Consider the following 18,971-nt stretch of genomic DNA (forward strand, 5'->3'; position numbering starts at 1 on the left):
TTTCATTTGTCAATATAAGCTAGACAAATCTGATTCGTTTACGTACCTTGATAATGTTTCCAATGGTGTTTGATAATTTAAAGATTTTCTTGGTATTTGATTTCTCTTGTCTGCGACTGATGTAATGAAAGCCTGATTGACTTGATTAAAGTCCATTTCCTTTGGCAGACCGTCCTTTCGCAGTAAGCCGTTGGAATTTTCATTCAAGGCACGCTGAGAAGGCGTTCCTGGATCTGCAAAATAAATAGCGACGTCGTGTTGATTACAAAGTGACTTCCAATTGGAAAACTCTTTCCCGCAATCAAATGTGATTGATTTAAACATGTTTCTAGGAATGGACTGAAACCATTGATTCAAGGTAGTTTCAATATCACTTGCCTTACGTCCTTTTGGTTTCAAGGTAAAGATAACTTTTGAAAGACGTTCAACTAATGTGATGACAGCACTTTTGTGATGAACTCCAACAATGGTGTCTCCTTCTATGTGTCCGAACTCTCTCTTGAAGGCGGGATAATCTATTTTTCTTTCAGCAATATTTCGCTTAAAAGCTTGTTTTCCTCGACGCTCTTGATGACCATTTGGTTTCCTTTTTCCTTTCATTGGAAGCGTCGTTTTATCAAATATTCCATTTTTGAATTGACGATAAAGGGTACGCATAGAACAGTTCACAGGCTTTTCAGCACGACCAATAATGACATCAGGTGTCCAGCCTTTGGCAACTTTCTCTTTGATGTATGCCTGTTGTTTCTCAGGCAAAATGATTGTATGTCTTCCACAACGTTTTTTATTTTCTTTGTATTGCTTATAGTAATCAAGGGCAGTATGCCCTTTGTGGAAAAAGTTAGTAACGTTGTAAATCGTTTGACGTGAACGTTTTAAAAGCTCTGAGATTTTCATAACAGGGATACGCTGATGATAATAAGATTCTATCATCACAAGTTCATCCGTGGTAAGATGGGTGTAGGTCATTTGTGATCACTCCTATGTTTTCTGTGGTTGGAAACACATATCGAGTGTACCACGAATGACTTTTTTAGTTGTCTAGCTTAATTTTACAATCGACGTTATAAAAAATACCCGAGCCCTTTATTATTGCCGGTTGCTGTAGCTACTGCCATTATTATTGTCATATTATACCTATTTCATCTTCCATATAACGTTTATATGATCGGTGGCGACTGGATCAGTGAGTTGCTCGGTCCCGCGGTAGTTGCATTAGCGTACCCGCTTTATCAGCAACGCACAATTTTGAAAGAATTGGCCATACCAATTACCGCTGGAACGTTTTCGGGAGCCTTTGTTGGAATATCAACAGGTGTCCTGATGGCAAAATGGGCCGACTTTGATGAAACGATTCTCTATTCGTTAAGTCCTAAATCAGTTACAACACCAGTTGCCATGGATATTGCAGATGCAGCAGGAGGCGTTACTACATTGGCGGCTGCTTTTGTGATGATCGCAGGAATTGGCGGTACAATAATGAGTACATACATTTTCCGTTTGTTTCACATACATGAGACGATCGGACGCGGTGTTGGCATTGGCAGTGCTTCTCACGCAATTGGCACGGCAAGAGCAATGGAGAACAGTCAAATGGAAGGCTCGATCAGCACGATTGCGATGATTTTAAGTGCATTGTTTGTTTCCATTTTGGCACCATTGGTAACAATGCTTTTCATTTAAGCGTTGAAGATTCCGTTCTGACAACATAAGTTAACTTTTGCCACACTATATGATAATAGTAAAAAAGCATGAAACAAACGGAGGCATATAAAATGAACATAGCTCATGAACAACTGCATCCATTTTCCGAGGAAATGGCAAAAGTCGTGATCGGTAGAGAAAAAGAGTTTAAACTTTTAATTACAGCTTTGCTAACTGGTGGCCATGTATTATTTGAGGACCTCCCGGGCATTGGGAAAACTACGATGGTAAAGGCGTTCGCCCAAGGAATTGACTCTAAATTTTCCCGGATTCAATGTACCCCGGACCTTCTGCCATCAGATGTGTTGGGTGGATCCATCTTTAACCCGAAGACAAATGATTTTTATTTAAAAAAAGGGCCTGTATTTACGAACGTGTTGTTAGTGGATGAAATTAATCGGGCTTTGCCTCGTACGCAATCAAGTTTGCTTGAGTGTATGGAGGAAGCACAAGTAACGATTGAAGGTGAAACATACCCACTAACCGCACCCTTTATCGTTCTGGCGACACAAAACCCAGTTGATATGGAAGGGACTTTCCCGCTTCCAGAAGCACAAATGGATCGGTTTTTAATGAAAATTAATCTTGGATATCCTTCTCAAGTGGAAGAAGCACAAATGCTCGCACAAGTTGGGGATGAGGTTCCTTTTGAAAAAATAGAAGCTGTTTTTCAACCAGACCGAATAGAAGCAATGCAAAAGTGTAGCCAACAGGTGAAGGTTCATCCGTCCATCTTGGACTATATTACACAATTGGCGCAGCAAACGCGCAACCATGCACTTGTTTCGGTTGGGGTAAGTCCACGGGCAAGTAAAGCGCTTTATAAAACCGTGAAAGCGTGGGCTTTTTTAAATGGGCGTGACTATGTCACACCGGATGATGTAAAAGAAATGGTGCTCCCTGTTTGGAACCATCGCCTTATCTTAAGAACAGAAGCAAGAATTAATGATACGACGACAGAGGAAATTTTAACAGGTCTATTAGAACATGTTGAGGTGCCTCAAGAGCAGGTGATTCGGGGATGAATGCGGACAATGAACCGACTGAGGAGAAAGCGGTTCAGCGCAAAGAAAAAATGGGTAGTGGAAAAACGATGCGAACAAATCCGAATGACAGCAAGCAGGTAATTGACGCGGTCGATAAGCAAAGAACGGGTGAAAAAGGAATTCGTTCCAAGGAAGGCACCTCAGCAAGCAGGCAAGCTTCTGGCTTGGAAGAGAATGAAAATGTTACCCCTGTCAAGAAAACAAGCATCTTGTTTGAACCTCTCACTATCGGATGTATGCTTGTTCTTTTAGTCATAGCTGTGTGGTTTAAATTTCTTCCTTTGATTGTCGTCTTTTCCTTTTTACTTATTTTATCTTTATTTATTATTGTTTGGAAAAAGAAGGCACTAACAAAAATTGAATTAGGTCTGGAAGTTTCTAAAACGCGGTTGTTTGTCGGGGAGGAGCTTCAGGCAAATGCACAACTGAAAAATAATAAATGGCTGCCACTGATTTGGCTGGAATGGGAATTCCCGGCAAGTAAACAAATGACTTGGGGAGATACCTGCCAAAATACATATGTTGCTCGATTTTTAAGTTTGCTATCGTATCAGCAAGTAAATTGGACTGTAAAAGGACAAGGTAATAAGCGCGGCGTATACGATATTGGTCAGGTCACTGTTCGTTCCGGTGATGGGTTTCGTTTTGCCGAAAAAGAGCACGTGCACACATTAAATAAAACTGTTTTCGTTTATCCGGAATTGCTTCCTGTGCGCGTTCCCCCATTTCGTCCATCCATGCAATGGGAAATTAAAGGAAAGAAAGGTGGTTTCCTTGAAGATCCATTATTAATTAATGGAATTCGTGATTATGAGGCTGGTGATGATTGGCGCAGGTTTAATTGGCGAGCAAGTGCAAGAAAAGGGAAAATGCAGACGAACGTGTACCAGCCGATTATATCTGAGCAATTGTTCATTGTTCTTGATATTCAAGGGTTTTTCATTGATGAAGAAAAATATGCGAATGATGAAGAAAAACAACATCAATATCGATTGGAAAAGGAAAATAGCTTTGAAGCATTCTTATCGACCATTGCCTCTTTCGCAGTAGCATACCATGAACAGGAAATCCATATTGGGTATACAAGTAATGGACTTAATCAGAACAAAAGAAAGCAGCGATTTGTTGCACCGGGAAGTGAAATCACGCCTGTACTGGATGAATTGGCACAACTAACGCAAAACGTTAACAGACATGTCTCACCATTTGCTGACGTTTCTTACCACGGGGGAGCGGTCCCGGTATTTATTTTTTGTGAACGTATTTTGGAAGCGCATTATCGTTGGTATGAACAATACCACCAGAAGATGGCGATTCATTTTTATTATGTCTATGAAAGTAAGTTTTCCATCAAGCTGCATGATCATGCTAAGCCAATAGACGATCTGCTTAAAAGTAAAGGGGCTGAAAGCTCATGAATGTTTTATTTAGAGCATTTGTCGTATTGTTTAGTGAAGCTATCTGGATCTATTTTATTATTGCATTGTTTGCAGGGGTGGAATGGGATGAAGCGGTTTATGTCCATGTGATGTGGTGGATTGTTGCTGGGTTAAGCGGATTTGTGATAAATAACTTGTTAGCGGGAAAAGTGTCATCTACACCGGTGATTACAATAAATGGGTTCGTTCTTATACTAATCGTTATCCAAAACTGGAGACTAACGGTTCCAGAGGGTCTATGGTCTTTTGGCATCTACTTAACTATTGCTGTTAGTTTTGTGTTTATTCGCAGTGTTAGTTTTGTATATAAAAAGACAACGAGGCAGCAGCTACTGCACCGGTTTGAAGGAAATGTCGTTTTATATGCTGTATTTGTGTTTGCCTTTACAGTGAAAGATTGGGATACGCCAGCTTTTCATTTTTCATTTATTGTAGCGATTATGATGAGCTTAATGGGAATGATTTTAACATTGCAAAGCCATGAACAGGAAGAGGGAAATTTACGAGTAGAGGTCCATAAAGCTGGCAATTCCGGAACACTTTTTAGTGTTGTCGGGGTATTGTTTAGCTTGATTGTGATTGCAAGTTCTCTCTTATTTCTCCCGTCTGTCCGAGAGTCACTGCATACGTTGGGTAAAAGTGGATTGGCGGGCGTTAAATGGTTGTACGAAAAGGGTGTGACCGCTATATCGTGGCTGTTCGGCTTATTTCCCGAAACGAAGGGGAAGGGGGAATTGCCTGATCCGCAACCTTCTCCCCCGGTCCTTCCTGAAGAGGATTCTGAGGAATTATTGTTCTCATTGCCGTTAGCGTGGATAGTAGGAATTATAGCTGCGATAGCAATTATTGCAGCTCTTTGGCTGCTTTCCCGCTATTTAAAACGATGGCAACCGAAAAAAGCAGTAAATGTAGAACGCACTTTTACCTTTGGTGGTTTAGGTTGGAAGAAGATAATGGAGAAAATCATTTTTTTTATAAGACGTCTGCAAAGGAAGTGGAAGCAGAAGTTTTCACGCTATTATTTCCATAACGTATATTGGTACTTCCACCAGGTCGAAAAATGGGGAGAAAAGAATGGTTTGAAGCGATTGGCAACGGAAACGGCGAAGGATTATGCAGGAAAAATGATACATGCGCTGGCCAATCAGGAGGACAAGCGCGTGTCGGGTGAGAAAAACGAGCAACTGGCTGCCGGGTTGTTGAAAATAAGCAATGATTATCAAGCCGTTTACTATGGAGGGGAAAGGAAGTCAGCCGAAGCAGATTATAAATTGTTACTGGATCAATTAAGAGAAATTCGATTAAAATAAAGCACCAAGTAAAAGACGTGTATGCGATCACTATAAAGGGTGAGCATGCACGTCTTTTTATGCGGCTAATGATGATTAAATTAGCTTTCCATGAAATAGACTATTTAAAAAAATTGATGTACGTCAAGGAACGCATGATCGACCTATTTCATAATGAAAGTAGTCCTTATATATAAAAAGGGATATTTTTAACTTTTTCAAATAGGCAGGAAAAGAGGTGGGGTTATGCTGCTTACGATGCGACAAATTGTACTAACCATTCATATTTTGCTTGGTATCGCCTGGTTTGGCGGAATCTTATTTGTTGGCTGGGGCGTGTATCCAGTGGTAAAAAAGATGGCTATTTTGGAACAACAATATTTCTTAACGGCATTAATGAAAGGAACTCATAAATTATTCGCATTGGCGGGCGCAGGCGTTATATTGACCGGCATTTCACTAGGAACAATTTTTGGACCCATCAAACAATGGGAAGTGCTTTTTAACTCTACGTACGGTAGTTTATTTTTGCTCGCCATCATTATCGGTACGCTTAGTTTATTGTGGGGGGTATTTGTTGGCCATAAACAGACAATGAAGATGTTGTTGAATGACCCAATTTGGAATTACGCAGCAAAAGGCGAGACAAAACCTTTAAATCAAGCGATGAGAAATATAACAATTTTGACATCAGTTGAAGTAATGGGGCTTACTACACTTATTATTATTATGGTTTTACTTTAACTTAGCGAAAAAAGGAGGAAGAAACATGGATATAGTAATGAACGCGAGGAAGGAAAGCTACACTTATCGGGCTTCATGGTTCCAGCTCATACGGCCATTAACATTAACAGGGACAATTAGTCCAGCACTCGTCGGGACAGCATTGGCCGCTCAAAAAGGCAACCTTCATGTCAGTTACTTTATTGCTATTTTGGTTGCCATGCTTCTGATTCAAATGGCAGTAAATATTTGTAATGATTATTTTGACTTTAAAAATGGGCAAGATTGTGAAAAGTGGACGGAAGGAAAAGTGGGTGCTCATACACCTGAATATCATCAATTGCCAATTGTAGCAGGTGGGATGCTTGGTATTGCGGCTATTATCGGTATTTGGTTAGTCGTTCAAAGTGAATGGTGGATTTTGATAGTTGGTGTTTTAGGGATGCTGTTCGGTGTCGGTTATTCAGCCGGAAAGCGTTCGTTGTCGTCGATCGGACTAGGTGAACTGGTGGCAGCGATCTTTCTCGGACTCGCAGCAACGATCTTGCCATACGTCGTTCAAGGAAATACTGTTGATGGAACGATTGTTTTTCCAGCTATCCTGTTTGCGCTTCTCATCTCATCCATGATATTAACGAACAATATTCGCGATATTGAAAAGGACACCGGTTTTCGCCGTACGATTGCTATTATACTTGGCCGAAAATGGGCCATACGACTATTATCCGGCATACTTCTATCCATCTATGTTTGGCTTATTATACTTCTTTTTATCGGTATTTTACCATGGATTTCAGTATTATCTATACTCGCCCTTCCTTTAGCAATTAAGTTGCGATGGAGTTTACGAAAAGGAGCAAACCAACAAGAAAAGAAAATTGTCATGAAATGGGTCGCGTATCATCATTCGGCTTTTGGCCTAATGTTAGCGTTATCCCTGTTTCTTTTAGTTATGTGAGATTTGTTTTGAGTTGTGGATGTTAAGGATTGCAGGTAAATACTGATAAAACAGGTGTTTCCGCTGATACGGGGGTGAACATAGCTGATAAATAGGGGATGTGCGCTGATATCAGGTGGAAGAAAGTTGATAAGACAATGTTATCCGCTGATATCGGTTGAATAAAAGTTGAAAAAATAAGCAAACAGCGCCTAACCCGTTGGCGCTGTTTTATGATTAAAGTTGTTCAAGCAACTCTAGATTCTCCTCCCACAGATGGATATGTTGCTGAACATAGGCTATTGCTTCGTTTTCGTCCCCTATCCCGACATATTCTATTTCTATATCCGGTATTTTCATCTCTCCTATCAAATAAGGACTGATGTATGCGTTTTGAGATTGCGCTTCTTTGATCAGACGCTTTGTCGTTTTTGTTAGCCCTTCTGTAGCATAATGGAGCAACACTTTATTAAATAAAAACTCCGCCGAGTTTTCATCGTATTCTTCCATGAGTTGTTTTGCTTCATCGTACATTTCTAACTCCATGTATATCGTCAGCAGCAAATAGCGAATTCCTTGATTGTCATTTGGATTCAGTCGCAACATTTCTTCGTATTCGTTTATCGCTTCTTCATATTTCCCGGTTTGATTCAAAATTTCCGCATACATGGCTTTAGCGCGCATATATGGACGTGTTTCAGTCAAACCCCAGAAGTGGCCATTATTTTCCATGAAAAAAGCTTTGCCTAAATCTTTCTTCCCTACATCAACTGCTTTTTGGACATAGCGTTTATATTCCTCCAGTGATTGGGCTCCTTCCGCCATAAGTATATATGCGTCCGGGCTGTTCGGGTACGTTTCAAGCGCTTTTTCTATGAGTTGATTTCGCTTATTTCCGCGGACTTCTCGTGCATCAAACAATAAATCCTGTGCTTGATCCCGTGCAGACATGGGAATTTGCGGTTTTTTCGTATCGTCGTTTAACACTTCATCCAAAAAAGCTTGGATATCTTCATCCGATTCAAAGTTTTGTTCATCTAGCAGTCGTTGTATATCACGCATTTCCCTTTCCATATTAAAGGCGGGCGGGTTGTCATGTGGATTTTCAGCTAACAAGTCCATCTCGTCATCAACATCATCTTTTAACATGTAATCTTCCATGGATGCAATCAATTTACGGTAATTTGTGGAGATGGTACCTGCTGATATTCCATATTCTTTTGCCAACTCTTTTTGTGTAATGGTGCTAGCCTCATCGATTTCCGTTATCACGAGGTATTCCAGTGCTGCTGCATAGTTCGCAATTTTTTTGAACATGGGCTGTTCTTTTTCACAATACCATTGCCAAATCATTATCCCTGCAGTAATAATTTCTTCGCCATACTGTTGCTCATTCATCCGCTTTGTAAATAATTTCGCCACCATCTCATGGATTGGGTTGTCCCATTCTAAATCATCCAATTCTAGCATTAGTACGTCCTGTAAAAATTCGGGAAAACTGTCTTCTTCAAAGCGGCCTAATGAAACTGGATACTGCTTCAAAATGGATAATATCTCCTCCTGATCAACAGAGAAAAGTTCTACCAATCCAAAACAAAATTGATGGTAGCCTATATAGGGAACGAGCGCACCAATAAGTATGGTGTCATCCATTAAATCATAGGTATCGACAGGAACCCGGTACTCTTTATTTGTGAGCAAGTCATGAATGGTGGCCATTTCGTCATCCTCATCCATGGCAACGACCTCGTAAACGGAAAGAGAAGCGGATAACCATTCGGTAAATGTATTTCTAACTCTTGACCGCAGCCCATGCATTGGCAGCTGCTCTGCATAAATATCTATGATTGTTTGCCCCTGATGGTTCATCGGTTCATTAAAAAGGAGCCACACGGTTAGTCCGGTTAAATATTCCTGGGCAACTTCCTCATCCTGCATGAAAGCGAGAGGAGGCATAAACGGCTTTGCCTTTTGGGCAATTTCCTGTTCATAGTGAGCAGTGATAAACTCAATTAATCCTTCCTGCAATTGATCAAGCTCATTGTTATAAACGTGTGAACTCAATTCAATCACATTGGAATTTCCACAGCATTTCTTATACTTTTTACCGCTGCCGCACGGACAGGGGTCATTTCGTTTTGTTTTTCCCATCTTATTCACCCCAACATCGTGATTATGCATTCTATTATGAACAAAAAGATCCTGTAGTACAAGCCGAATAACAACATAATGAAGCATATTTTCTAAATAAAATAAAAAATCACTTGCTTAATACTAAAGTGTGAGTTATCATGAATTTATGTTCGCAATAAAGAACAGAGTGTAATAATTTTATATGCTGCTGCATATACTGCTATGGTGCTTAACATAGTGTTGCACAGCTGTTTGAAGGGGGTGAAATGATGAAACAAATTTGGAAAACTCCACAATTGGAAGTGCTAGATGTGCGTATGACGATGAAGCATCATGGAGATGAAGCCGGTGGTGATGGAGATGGTTTACCAGAAGACGGTGATGGTGGAAATTCACTAGATAGTTAAGTTCGTTATAAAAAACATACTTAATGTGCAGCCCCTCGGTTAGATGAGCCAGGGCTGCACTTCATCAACATAATGAATTTTTTATAAAGGCAGGCTATTATAATGTATGAACTTGTACAGACAAAACAACAACAAAAACAATTCGCTAACACGTGGGAGTATTTTTGCAAAAAATATAATTGGGTCAATGATCCGTATGCACAAGAGGGTATTCGATATAATTTAATTAATAAAAGTCACTTTCGCAAAAAGCAAGTAATAGGGACAGTTGAATTCGCTCCTTATAAACCGAATAACCCGAATAGTACGGTCGAGGCAGCGGGAAAAATAGATTTTTCACAGTACGATCTCTTGCAAGTGATGAAAGGCCATATATGGGAGATTGACAAAGTTTGTATTCATGAAGACTATCAACGGAAGGGATATTTCCCGACTTTTTTACGAATAACGTTAGATCATGCAAAAAAGTACGGTCCCGTGTACTATTTTGGGTTAACGGAAAAAAGGTTATTTCGGATGCTTAGAATGATGTTAGGCTCGATTGTTGAACAATATGGTGAAGCACTGGTTGATTCCAATACTACGCTAGTACCGACTGTTGTACATATTGAAAAATTGATGAATGTAATTCAACATATACATAATTATAAAAATAATTCATATATAATCAAAGGTAGTTACAGTAAGGAACGGCATGATATCATTAAATACTTTTTATATTTCAAATAATCTTGTGTTTTTGTGTTGACTTGTTCACTATTAAGAACTATAATGAAAAAAACCCTATTTTTTTGCAAACAACGTTCGTTATAAAGAATAAATAAACAAGAATAAAGTTTAAAGTACGACATAGAATAAGAGGGTGGTAAATTATGGGTAAGCAAAGCAAGGAGCACTACATAGGTGCCGAGAAAGAGATTAATATGAAAGATTTTTATGATGTACTCAAAAGACGTGCATGGATCATCCTATTAATTACAATCATTGCAACAACAGCAGGTTTTTTCTTGAATAAAATAAATGATCAGCCACTCTATCAATCTTCTGCACGTATGATTGTTGGCCCTGACGGTGAAATGAAAACATTGATGGTCGTTATAACAGATCAAATTATAATGGAAAGTGTAATTGACGAGCTTCAATTAGGCCATTCAGCCGGCGGTCTTGCAAGTCAACTGGAAGTAGAACGAGTTGATGAATCACAGGTAATCAGTATTACTGTAACAGATGCAACAGCAAAGCAAGCAGCAGCTATTGCGAATACAACAGCAAGTGTTTTTAAAAATCAAGTAGGCTCGATATTGGACTTTGACGATGTTCAAGTTTTATCAGAAGCAAAAGAAAGCGCAAATCCAATTAATGAAAACACAAATAAAATAACGATTATTGCGGCTGTATTCGGCCTTGCAACGGGAGTAGGGCTTGTCTTTTTACTCGATTCGTTAGATGGGACCATTACAAAAACTAGAGAAGTTGAGGAATTATTAGGGGTACCGGTAATCGGGGTCATTTCCAACATGAACAGTAAAAGGAAAGCGACAAAAAAATCTCAAACAAAGTCGATTAAAGTGAGAGGGGATGCGGTTGATATTAAATAAAAAGCCACGTAACAAAGGCGGGCTCATAACATACTCTCATGCAGATTCGGTCATAGCGGATCAATTTAGAATGATACGAGCAAACATTAACTTTCTACCCGGAAAGAGAGCGAATCGGATTTTTTTAATGTCATCGGCGGGGAAGGGTGAAGGGAAATCGACAATCATTTCCAATCTGGCTGTGTCTATGGCTCAACAAAAGGAAAAAATATTATTAATCGATGCGAATTTAAGAGAGCCTGTAATTCATGATTTTTTTGAAACCCCGAATGATAAAGGCTTAACAGATATACTTTCACGAAAGTCAACCTTTGATGAGGTTGTTTACAAAACAGGAATTGGGCAACTGGACTTATTAACAAGTGGCTCTACATTGTTTAACCCGGCAGAATTGCTCGGTAATGAAATGATGTCTGTCATACTGCAAAAAGTAACAAATATCTATCATGTTGTCCTGATCGACTCGCCAACCATTTTGGATTATACGGAGACGAGAGTGCTGGCAAATGAATGTGATGGCGTCATTCTTGTCGTAAACCGAAAAAAGACAACGAAAGAGAAAGTTGCGGAGGCGAGACGGGTATTGGAATTAGCCCATGCCAATACGGCAGGCGTTATTATTAACGACAAATAGTAAATAGCACGTCTTTTATTTTTAATCTCATCGTTCGTTATAAAGTTCAACATGTATTTCAATCGTTAAAAATTGGTGATTGAACTTTTATTTTGGTGATGTCTACTTGCCATTATCGATGTAGGCACTCGATCATGCTGTGGGTTGTAAAAGACCTTAGACGCCTGTCGTCGGTAGTGTGGTGTGAGGATGGGTTAGATGCCCAAAGCTTTTTAGCTTAAAGAGGAAGTTCAAAAATACACCAAATTATTAGCGGCGAATCTCTTCGTTGGCTTGTTTCTCCGCTCCTTGCAAAAGCACAGCACTTTTCCTGCGTGCGATGCGGATTCAAGGCAGCATTCCTTGTGCTCATGTATTGAAATGCATACATTCTGCTGCTCGAAACGGCGCCGTCTTGACATTCTTGCTTCTAATTCGGCATTTTTTGAACACACATTTAAAAATAGTATAAAGCATTTATGGATGCGGTTTTTATAAGGTGGGTAATCAGGTAGGACATGAAATTATGCATATTCCATTCGACGGAGTATGGTACATTGCTTCTTACTTTCAATATGGTCGACCGAAACGCCACCACTTACCACACCATCATGCAGTAAATCAAAAAGACCTTATCCATAAATGCTTTACATTTGCATGAAATTATAAATTTATTCATTAGGGGGGAGCTAATGACTTATCAACAACGGTTGTCTTTTTTCATTATAATTGATTCCAGTATTGTACTTTTTGCTCTATATATAAGCTGGATTATTGTCAATGATCCTTTAATGGAATTATGGCCAATTGGAGCGGCAACACTTGCTATATTATTAAGTCATCATCTATGGGCATTCAAATTTAAGTTATATAAAAAAGTGTGGGAATATGCGAGCATCGGTGAGTTATTTATCATTTTAAAGATTTCAGCATTTGGTATCATTTCAGCGATTGCTATACAGCAACTGTTGTTTCAGCTTATATATGGAAGATTTTTGATTGTCACGGCAGTGTTACACTTATTGCTGCTCGGGGGATCTCGTTTCTTTTGGCGCTTGTACAGAGACCGGGTGATGAATTCAGGTAGTGAGCAGTTGCGCACGTTAATTGTTGGTGCTGGTTCCGCCGGTACAATGGTTGTCAGGCAGCTACTACATAATCAAGACAGTCAGCTATTGCCTGTAGCTTTTATAGATGATGATTCCGCCAAACATCAGCTTGACCTTTTAGGATTGCCGATTGTTGGGGGCGTAAAGGATATTGCCCGAGTTGTAAAAGAGATGGAGATTAATAATATTATTGTTGCGATTCCATCGTTAAATAGGAAAGAGTTGAAAACGATTTATGCTCAATGTCAAAAAACACATGCAGATACAAAAATATTACCTTTATTGGAAGATTTGATCACTGGTAAAGTTTCCGTTACCGAGATTCGGGATGTCAAAGTGGAAGACTTGCTCCCAAGAGATCTTGTAGATATTGATATGGAACGGATTGGCCGGGACATTACAAACAAGGTCGTACTGGTGACAGGGGCCGGCGGTTCTATTGGGTCGGAAATATCGAGACAGGTAGCAGCTTTTCATCCGCGCCAACTCATCCTGCTTGGCCATGGGGAAAACAGTATTTATACCATTGAAATGGCATTAAAGGAAGAATGTAAGGAACGCACCATTGAAATTGTAACGGAAATTGCAGATGTTCAAGATGAAAATAAAATGATGCATGTGTTGCGTATTTATCGTCCTGATGTGGTGTACCATGCGGCGGCACATAAACATGTCCCTTTAATGGAGCGAAATCCAGAAGCGGCACTTAAAAACAATATTGTCGGAACAATGAATGTTGCAAAAGCAGCTCATCAGTATCAGGTGCAAACCTTTGTGCTAGTCTCAACAGATAAAGCTGTTCATCCTACAAGTGTTATGGGTGCATCAAAACGAATTGCTGAAATGGTTATTCAAAGTATGAACAATCAAAGTCAAACAACTTTTGCTGCCGTTCGGTTCGGTAATGTGCTTGGCAGTCGGGGCAGTGTCATTCCATTGTTTAAAAAACAAATTGAACAAGGCGGTCCTGTTACAGTGACGCATCCTGATATGGTTCGTTATTTTATGACGATACCTGAAGCATCGCGGCTCGTTATACAGGCGGGTGCACTGGCAAGGGGTGGAGAGATTTTCGTTTTGGATATGGGTGACCCGGTTAAAATTGTTGAATTGGCAAAAAATCTGATTCAATTATCCGGCTATGAAATAGAGGATATCGGACTGGAATTCACCGGGATTAGACCGGGGGAGAAGTTGGTCGAAGAATTATTGACAGCAGATGAAACGCATGAACAGCAGCTGTATCCTAAAATTTATATTGGTAAAACGACAGAAGTCCATTTAGCAGACGTGGAAGCATTAATTTCCCAGCTGTTGAGTATAAATAAAGATATGTTAAAAGAAGAATTACTTAATGTTGCAAATCATGGTATTGAAATAGAGTCCACGAGTGCTGTAATTATGTGAACCGCGCCAAAAAAGTTGAAAAGGGGAACGAAAAAATGAGGGTGAAAAAAGCAATCATTCCGGCAGCAGGGCTTGGAACAAGATTTCTGCCGGCAACGAAAGCTATGCCTAAGGAAATGTTGCCAATCGTTGATAAACCGACGATTCAATATATTGTAGAGGAAGCAATTGCTTCCGGCATTGAAGATATTATTATTGTAACTGGAAAAGGGAAGCGAGCGATTGAGGATCACTTTGACCATAGCTTTGAATTAGAACAAAATTTACTGGAAAAAGGAAAACTGGATTTACTGAGCCAAGTCCAAAAGGCTTCTAAAATGGTGGATATTCATTACATAAGACAGAAGGAGCCAAAAGGTTTAGGGCATGCCATTTGGTGTGCAAGAAAATTTATTGGAAATGAACCATTCGCTGTATTGTTGGGTGATGATATTGTTAAATCGAATGTTCCATGCTTAAAGCAATTGATGGACCAGTACAGCCGCTATCATGCATCTATACTTGGTGTGCAGACAGTAAAAAAAGAGGATGTTTCCAGGTATGGGATTGTCGATGGCAAGATGATGGAAAACCGCTTCTATCATGTACATGATTTAGTGGAGAAGCCTAATAAAGAAAAAGCACCATCCAATTTGGCGATTTTAGGGAGATATATTTTAAGTCCAACTATATTTGACATACTGCACAATCAATCGCCCGGTGCAGGAGGCGAAATTCAGCTGACAGATGCAATTGCTGCTCTTAATAAACAAGAAGCGGTTTATGCATATGATTTTGAAGGCAAAAGATATGATGTTGGCGAAAAAATGGGCTTTATTCAAACAACCATTGAATTTGCCCTTGAGAGAGACGACTTAAAAGAAGAATTCAAAGATTACTTAGCATCTATTGTTGAGCATAAATGCAGAGATAAAACGTTCATTAGTTAAATCGGATGAAAGAAAATGAGGGGAATATAAATGAAAAGAAAAGTAATTATTTTAGTAGTATTAGCTTTTGTTTTTGGAGGAAGCGTAACCTATGCTGCTGCAAAAAACTATTATGCTGATCTTTTAGCAAACCAACAACAGCAAATGCAAGATGAAATCTTAAAGCATTATAAGAAAGAGTATCAAGATAAAGGCACGATGCAGCATCGAGATATCGTTACAACAGTAGAGCAAAAAAGACAGGAAGTTTTAACAGAAGTTAAAGAATATGCGAAAAGTAAAGTTCATAATGACGCTAATGATCGCAGGGAAGAACATACAAAAGCCATACAGGCCGAGGCTGATCGAATGGTTAAGGAGTTAAAGGCTTTTGTTGATCGTTTAGGTGATGAAGAAGGGGTTCAATAGACATAAAAGATATGAAGAGGATTTGTAGACTTATGACACAAATATAAGGGTGTTATGAATGGTTAAAAAAATCTTGTTTTGTGCAACGGTCGATTATCACTTTAAAGCGTTTCATCTACCTTATATGAAGTGGTTCAAGCAACAAGGGTATCAAGTAGATGTAGCGGCATCTGGAAACATAGATTTACCGTATACAGACAATAAATACGATATTTCCATTCAGCGTTCGCCATTTTCCCGAAAAAATGTGAGCGCCTATAAAGAGTTGAATGAAATTATAAATAAGAATCATTACTCTATCATTCATTGCCACACACCTATCGGTGGAGTGCTTGGTCGATTGGCGGCGGCCGGGGCAAGGAAGAAAGGAACGAAAGTAATTTACACCGCTCATGGGTTTCATTTTTGTAAAGGAGCGCCTTGGCTCAATTGGGCGCTATATTATCCGGTTGAACGCTATTTATCACGTTTCACCGACTGTTTAATAACAATAAATACCGAAGATGCCCAATTGACAAAAGCACACCGTTTTCCCGTAAAAGAAATGGTGCAGCTACCGGGGGTGGGAGTCGATACAAATAAATATACACAGATTGCAGGGAATAAAAAGCGCGCGTTAAAAAAGTCATTTGGTTACAAACCGGATGACTTTTTATTATTTTATGCAGCTGAGTTTAATAAAAATAAAAATCAGGCATTTCTATTGGATATGCTTACTTTCCTTAAAAAAGAAAGCACCAACGTAAAATTGGTGCTCGCCGGGGAAGGAGCGAAACTGGAGGCATGTAAAGAATTAGCAGAGAAACTCGGGGTCGATCATCTTGTTCATTTTCTTGGGTTTCGTAAAGATATAGACCGTTTAATTTCCATGTGCGATGCAGCTGTAGCATGCAGCTTCCGGGAAGGCTTACCTGTTCACGTCATGGAAGCGATGAGTAGCGGGCTTCCAATTGTCGCTGTCGACAACAGGGGACACCGAGAACTGGTTGATGATAATGAAACAGGTTATTTGCTGCAGTCCTGGGACCCGTCGCTATTTGCTAAGAAAGTAGAGCAACTCGCTATGGATAACTCTTTATCCACTCGTCTTGGATTAAATGGCCGGCAAAAAATTGTTGATCGTTACAGTGTTGAACAAGTATTAGCAGAAAAAGTAAAAATATATGAAGCATATATGGAAGAACGGGAGGAAGCGTTGTGGCAAGTCCAGTAAGGGTATTACATGTTGTTGTCAATATGAATCGAGGCGGAGCTGAAACATTGCTCATGAACCTGTACCGAAATATTGACCGATCGAAAGTACAATTTGATTTTTTAACGTGTAAAAGTGGTGTGTTCGATAAAGAAATTGAAGCATTGGGCGGACACATTCATCGAATCCCCTATATTACCGATGTAGGGCACTTTGGTTACGTGAAGCAGTTAAAACAGTTTTTCCGGGAACATGCAACTTACAGCATCGTCCATTCCCACATGGATAAAATGAGCGGACTTGTGCTAAGAGAAGCAAAACGGGTGAATATACCGATGAGGATCGCACATAGTCACAATACGGAAAGTGAAGGCAGATTACTGGTTAAAATCTATAAATCGTATGTAGGATCCCTCATAAAACGCAGTGCTACCAGGTTATATGCCTGTTCATCCAGTGCAGCGAACTGGCTATATGGCAAGGACTCCGATGCGACTTTTATTTTAAACAACGGAATTGAAACAGATAAATATTCCTTTTCGCCCCAGGTACGCAATGAAGTGAGAAGTCAACTAAAGCTTAAGAATGAAACATTTGTAATTGGGCATGTGGGCAGGTTTTCCAAACAGAAAAACCATTTGTACTTAATTGATGCATTCGCCGAGTTTAGTAAAAGCCATCCTGATGCTATGTTAATACTAGTTGGCGATGGACTGTTAAAGACAAAAATAATGGAGAGAATCAACCAGTTGGGCTTGGACGCAAAAATAAAACTTCTCGGCGTTAGAGAGGATATTCATCGATTATTGCAGGCTTTTGATCTTTTTGTATTTCCCTCTTTGCATGAGGGATTGCCTGTAACATTAATTGAAGCGCAAAGTGCAGGGCTGCCGTGTTTGATTTCCGATACGATCACATCTGAGGTTGATATTGGCATGGGTCTGATTCAACAGTTGTCTTTAGTCGATAAATCTACCTGGGTAAATAAAATGATCGATCAGATGCATGTAACAAAAACGAGAAAAATAGACATGGGTATTTTTTACGAAAAAGGTTATGACATCAGACATACAGCAAAGCAAACTGAGCAAACGTATACAGTATTAAAGGAGCAGTTACCTTGAAGACATTGACCGTGTTTACGCCGACGTATAACCGAGCGTATTGTTTAGCAACTTGCTATGAAAGTTTAAAACGGCAAACATCCAAAGATTTCAAATGGCTTATTATTGATGATGGTTCAACAGATCATACAAAACAGCTCGTACAGGATTGGATTGCAGAAGAGCAATTCGAAATAATTTATATGTGGCAAGAAAATCAGGGCATGCATGGCGCACACAATACAGCTTATGAACGAATAGACACGGAATTGAATGTTTGTATTGATTCGGATGATTATATGCCAGATGATGCGGTGGAGAAAATTGTTATGTTCTGGAAGAAGTACGGTTCCACGGCTGTCAGTGGAATTATTGGGTTTGACGCGGATACAAGTAACCATTTAATTGGAACGACACTTCCGGAACAGCTACAAACTTCTACCCTATTTGGGTTATACAATACCCATCGTGTACGGGGAGACAAAAAACTGGTATATCGATCAGAGCTGACAAAGAAATATCCGTACCCGATTTATAAAAATGAAAGATACGTTGGGCTTGCTTATAAATATTATATGCTTGACCTAGACTATGAGATGTTGCTAATGAATGAGGTGCTTTGTCATGTCGAATATATGCCGGATGGCTCTTCCAAGAATATGCTACATCAATATCGGAACAACCCAAAGGGATTTTCTTTTTATCGCAAGCAATTGATGACCTTGCCATTTGCTGGTACATTATTTCAATTCAGGCAGGCGATTCATTATGTATCGAGCAGTTTACTTGCGAAAAATGCGTCATTCTTTAAGGAAACTCCGCGGAAAGGAATGACATTGGCCGCCATTCCCATAGGTGTTGCTCTATATAGTTATATTCTAATTAAAACGAGAACAGCTATCAGTTTCCGTTCGTCGAAAGCTTAATTGGAAGG

General features: G+C 39.6%; 17 protein-coding genes and 1 pseudogene. 16 read left to right on the plus strand and 2 right to left on the minus strand.

Annotation, left to right across the window (positions count from 1 at the left end; translation table 11 throughout):
- Nucleotides 1–9 precede the first annotated feature (9 nt).
- Complete coding sequence (locus ACLIBG_RS05010; RefSeq protein WP_439311396.1) at nucleotides 10–969, minus strand: IS30 family transposase; 960 nt, start codon at nucleotides 967–969, stop codon at nucleotides 10–12.
- 105 nt (nucleotides 970–1,074) lie between these two features.
- Here ACLIBG_RS05010 and ACLIBG_RS05015 point away from each other — a divergent pair.
- From ACLIBG_RS05015 to ACLIBG_RS05040, 6 genes and pseudogenes are all read left to right on the plus strand, one after another.
- Nucleotides 1,075–1,683, plus strand: a pseudogene (locus ACLIBG_RS05015) (LrgB family protein); the annotation flags it as partial.
- A 92-nt stretch (nucleotides 1,684–1,775) separates the two neighbouring features.
- Nucleotides 1,776–2,729 carry an AAA family ATPase gene (locus ACLIBG_RS05020; RefSeq protein WP_439311643.1) on the plus strand — a complete coding sequence of 318 codons (954 nt, stop codon included), beginning with the start codon at nucleotides 1,776–1,778 and terminating at the stop codon, nucleotides 2,727–2,729.
- Nucleotides 2,726–4,168: a DUF58 domain-containing protein gene (locus ACLIBG_RS05025; protein WP_439311645.1), complete on the plus strand. Its 1,443-nt coding sequence runs from the start codon at nucleotides 2,726–2,728 to the stop codon at nucleotides 4,166–4,168. The genes ACLIBG_RS05020 and ACLIBG_RS05025 overlap by 4 nt, the downstream gene beginning before the upstream one ends.
- Nucleotides 4,165–5,499 carry a DUF4129 domain-containing protein gene (locus ACLIBG_RS05030; protein ID WP_439311647.1) on the plus strand — a complete coding sequence of 445 codons (1,335 nt, stop codon included), beginning with the start codon at nucleotides 4,165–4,167 and terminating at the stop codon, nucleotides 5,497–5,499. The genes ACLIBG_RS05025 and ACLIBG_RS05030 overlap by 4 nt, the downstream gene beginning before the upstream one ends.
- A gap of 225 nt (nucleotides 5,500–5,724) precedes the next feature.
- Complete coding sequence (locus ACLIBG_RS05035; protein WP_439311649.1) at nucleotides 5,725–6,222, plus strand: hypothetical protein; 498 nt, start codon at nucleotides 5,725–5,727, stop codon at nucleotides 6,220–6,222.
- A gap of 25 nt (nucleotides 6,223–6,247) precedes the next feature.
- Nucleotides 6,248–7,159, plus strand: a complete 912-nt coding sequence (locus ACLIBG_RS05040; protein ID WP_439311651.1) for a prenyltransferase — start codon at nucleotides 6,248–6,250, stop codon at nucleotides 7,157–7,159.
- Nucleotides 7,160–7,375: 216 nt separating this feature from the next.
- On the opposite strand, the gene ACLIBG_RS05045 is transcribed toward ACLIBG_RS05040, so the two are convergent.
- Nucleotides 7,376–9,289: a tetratricopeptide repeat protein gene (locus tag ACLIBG_RS05045; protein ID WP_439311653.1), complete on the minus strand. Its 1,914-nt coding sequence runs from the start codon at nucleotides 9,287–9,289 to the stop codon at nucleotides 7,376–7,378.
- A 251-nt stretch (nucleotides 9,290–9,540) separates the two neighbouring features.
- Between ACLIBG_RS05045 and ACLIBG_RS05050 the strand changes: the two genes are divergently transcribed.
- From ACLIBG_RS05050 to ACLIBG_RS05095, 10 genes are all read left to right on the plus strand, one after another.
- On the plus strand, nucleotides 9,541–9,678 hold the full coding sequence (locus ACLIBG_RS05050; RefSeq protein WP_439311655.1) for a paeninodin family lasso peptide: 138 nt from the start codon (nucleotides 9,541–9,543) through the stop codon (nucleotides 9,676–9,678).
- A 102-nt stretch (nucleotides 9,679–9,780) separates the two neighbouring features.
- Nucleotides 9,781–10,407, plus strand: coding sequence for a GNAT family N-acetyltransferase (locus ACLIBG_RS05055; protein ID WP_439311657.1), 627 nt, complete (start codon nucleotides 9,781–9,783; stop codon nucleotides 10,405–10,407).
- Nucleotides 10,408–10,550: 143 nt separating this feature from the next.
- A complete protein-coding gene (locus ACLIBG_RS05060; RefSeq protein ID WP_439311659.1) occupies nucleotides 10,551–11,276 on the plus strand; it encodes a YveK family protein in 726 nt (241 codons plus the stop codon).
- A complete protein-coding gene (locus ACLIBG_RS05065) occupies nucleotides 11,263–11,910 on the plus strand; it encodes a CpsD/CapB family tyrosine-protein kinase (protein WP_439311662.1) in 648 nt (215 codons plus the stop codon). Before ACLIBG_RS05060 ends, ACLIBG_RS05065 begins: the two co-directional genes overlap by 14 nt.
- A 671-nt stretch (nucleotides 11,911–12,581) precedes the next feature.
- On the plus strand, nucleotides 12,582–14,405 hold the full coding sequence (locus tag ACLIBG_RS05070) for a polysaccharide biosynthesis protein (RefSeq protein WP_439311664.1): 1,824 nt from the start codon (nucleotides 12,582–12,584) through the stop codon (nucleotides 14,403–14,405).
- Between the two features lie 35 nt (nucleotides 14,406–14,440).
- Complete coding sequence (galU, locus tag ACLIBG_RS05075; RefSeq protein ID WP_439311666.1) at nucleotides 14,441–15,334, plus strand: UTP--glucose-1-phosphate uridylyltransferase GalU; 894 nt, start codon at nucleotides 14,441–14,443, stop codon at nucleotides 15,332–15,334.
- A 30-nt stretch (nucleotides 15,335–15,364) separates the two neighbouring features.
- Nucleotides 15,365–15,742, plus strand: a complete 378-nt coding sequence (locus ACLIBG_RS05080) for a hypothetical protein (RefSeq protein ID WP_439311668.1) — start codon at nucleotides 15,365–15,367, stop codon at nucleotides 15,740–15,742.
- Between the two features lie 58 nt (nucleotides 15,743–15,800).
- On the plus strand, nucleotides 15,801–16,955 hold the full coding sequence (locus ACLIBG_RS05085) for a glycosyltransferase family 4 protein (RefSeq protein WP_439311669.1): 1,155 nt from the start codon (nucleotides 15,801–15,803) through the stop codon (nucleotides 16,953–16,955).
- Entirely contained in the window at nucleotides 16,940–18,058 is a 1,119-nt protein-coding gene (locus tag ACLIBG_RS05090; protein WP_439311671.1) for a glycosyltransferase family 1 protein, read from the plus strand. Before ACLIBG_RS05085 ends, ACLIBG_RS05090 begins: the two co-directional genes overlap by 16 nt.
- The gene (locus tag ACLIBG_RS05095) at nucleotides 18,055–18,963 is read left to right on the plus strand and encodes a glycosyltransferase family 2 protein (RefSeq protein WP_439311672.1); all 909 of its coding nucleotides are present in this window, start codon (nucleotides 18,055–18,057) and stop codon (nucleotides 18,961–18,963) included. Before ACLIBG_RS05090 ends, ACLIBG_RS05095 begins: the two co-directional genes overlap by 4 nt.
- Nucleotides 18,964–18,971: the final 8 nt, after the last annotated feature.

The organism is Virgibacillus sp. W0181 (genome assembly GCF_051846915.1).
Lineage (GTDB): Bacteria > Bacillota > Bacilli > Bacillales > Amphibacillaceae > JBPYCR01.

What these genes read in the sequence shown, in the direction of transcription:
- ACLIBG_RS05055 (WP_439311657.1), top strand. Translation starts at nt 9,781, where the DNA reads ATGTATGAACTTGTACAGACAAAACAACAACAAAAACAATTCGCTAAC.
- ACLIBG_RS05040 (WP_439311651.1), top strand. Translation starts at nt 6,248, where the DNA reads ATGGATATAGTAATGAACGCGAGGAAGGAAAGCTACACTTATCGGGCT.
- ACLIBG_RS05035 (WP_439311649.1), top strand. Translation starts at nt 5,725, where the DNA reads ATGCTGCTTACGATGCGACAAATTGTACTAACCATTCATATTTTGCTT.
- ACLIBG_RS05080 (WP_439311668.1), top strand. Translation starts at nt 15,365, where the DNA reads ATGAAAAGAAAAGTAATTATTTTAGTAGTATTAGCTTTTGTTTTTGGA.
- ACLIBG_RS05050 (WP_439311655.1), top strand. Translation starts at nt 9,541, where the DNA reads ATGAAACAAATTTGGAAAACTCCACAATTGGAAGTGCTAGATGTGCGT.
- ACLIBG_RS05085 (WP_439311669.1), top strand. Translation starts at nt 15,801, where the DNA reads ATGGTTAAAAAAATCTTGTTTTGTGCAACGGTCGATTATCACTTTAAA.
- ACLIBG_RS05030 (WP_439311647.1), top strand. Translation starts at nt 4,165, where the DNA reads ATGAATGTTTTATTTAGAGCATTTGTCGTATTGTTTAGTGAAGCTATC.
- ACLIBG_RS05020 (WP_439311643.1), top strand. Translation starts at nt 1,776, where the DNA reads ATGAACATAGCTCATGAACAACTGCATCCATTTTCCGAGGAAATGGCA.
- ACLIBG_RS05025 (WP_439311645.1), top strand. Translation starts at nt 2,726, where the DNA reads ATGAATGCGGACAATGAACCGACTGAGGAGAAAGCGGTTCAGCGCAAA.
- galU (WP_439311666.1), top strand. Translation starts at nt 14,441, where the DNA reads ATGAGGGTGAAAAAAGCAATCATTCCGGCAGCAGGGCTTGGAACAAGA.
- ACLIBG_RS05060 (WP_439311659.1), top strand. Translation starts at nt 10,551, where the DNA reads ATGGGTAAGCAAAGCAAGGAGCACTACATAGGTGCCGAGAAAGAGATT.
- ACLIBG_RS05045 (WP_439311653.1), bottom strand. Translation starts at nt 9,289, where the DNA reads ATGGGAAAAACAAAACGAAATGACCCCTGTCCGTGCGGCAGCGGTAAA.
- ACLIBG_RS05070 (WP_439311664.1), top strand. Translation starts at nt 12,582, where the DNA reads ATGACTTATCAACAACGGTTGTCTTTTTTCATTATAATTGATTCCAGT.
- ACLIBG_RS05010 (WP_439311396.1), bottom strand. Translation starts at nt 969, where the DNA reads ATGACCTACACCCATCTTACCACGGATGAACTTGTGATGATAGAATCT.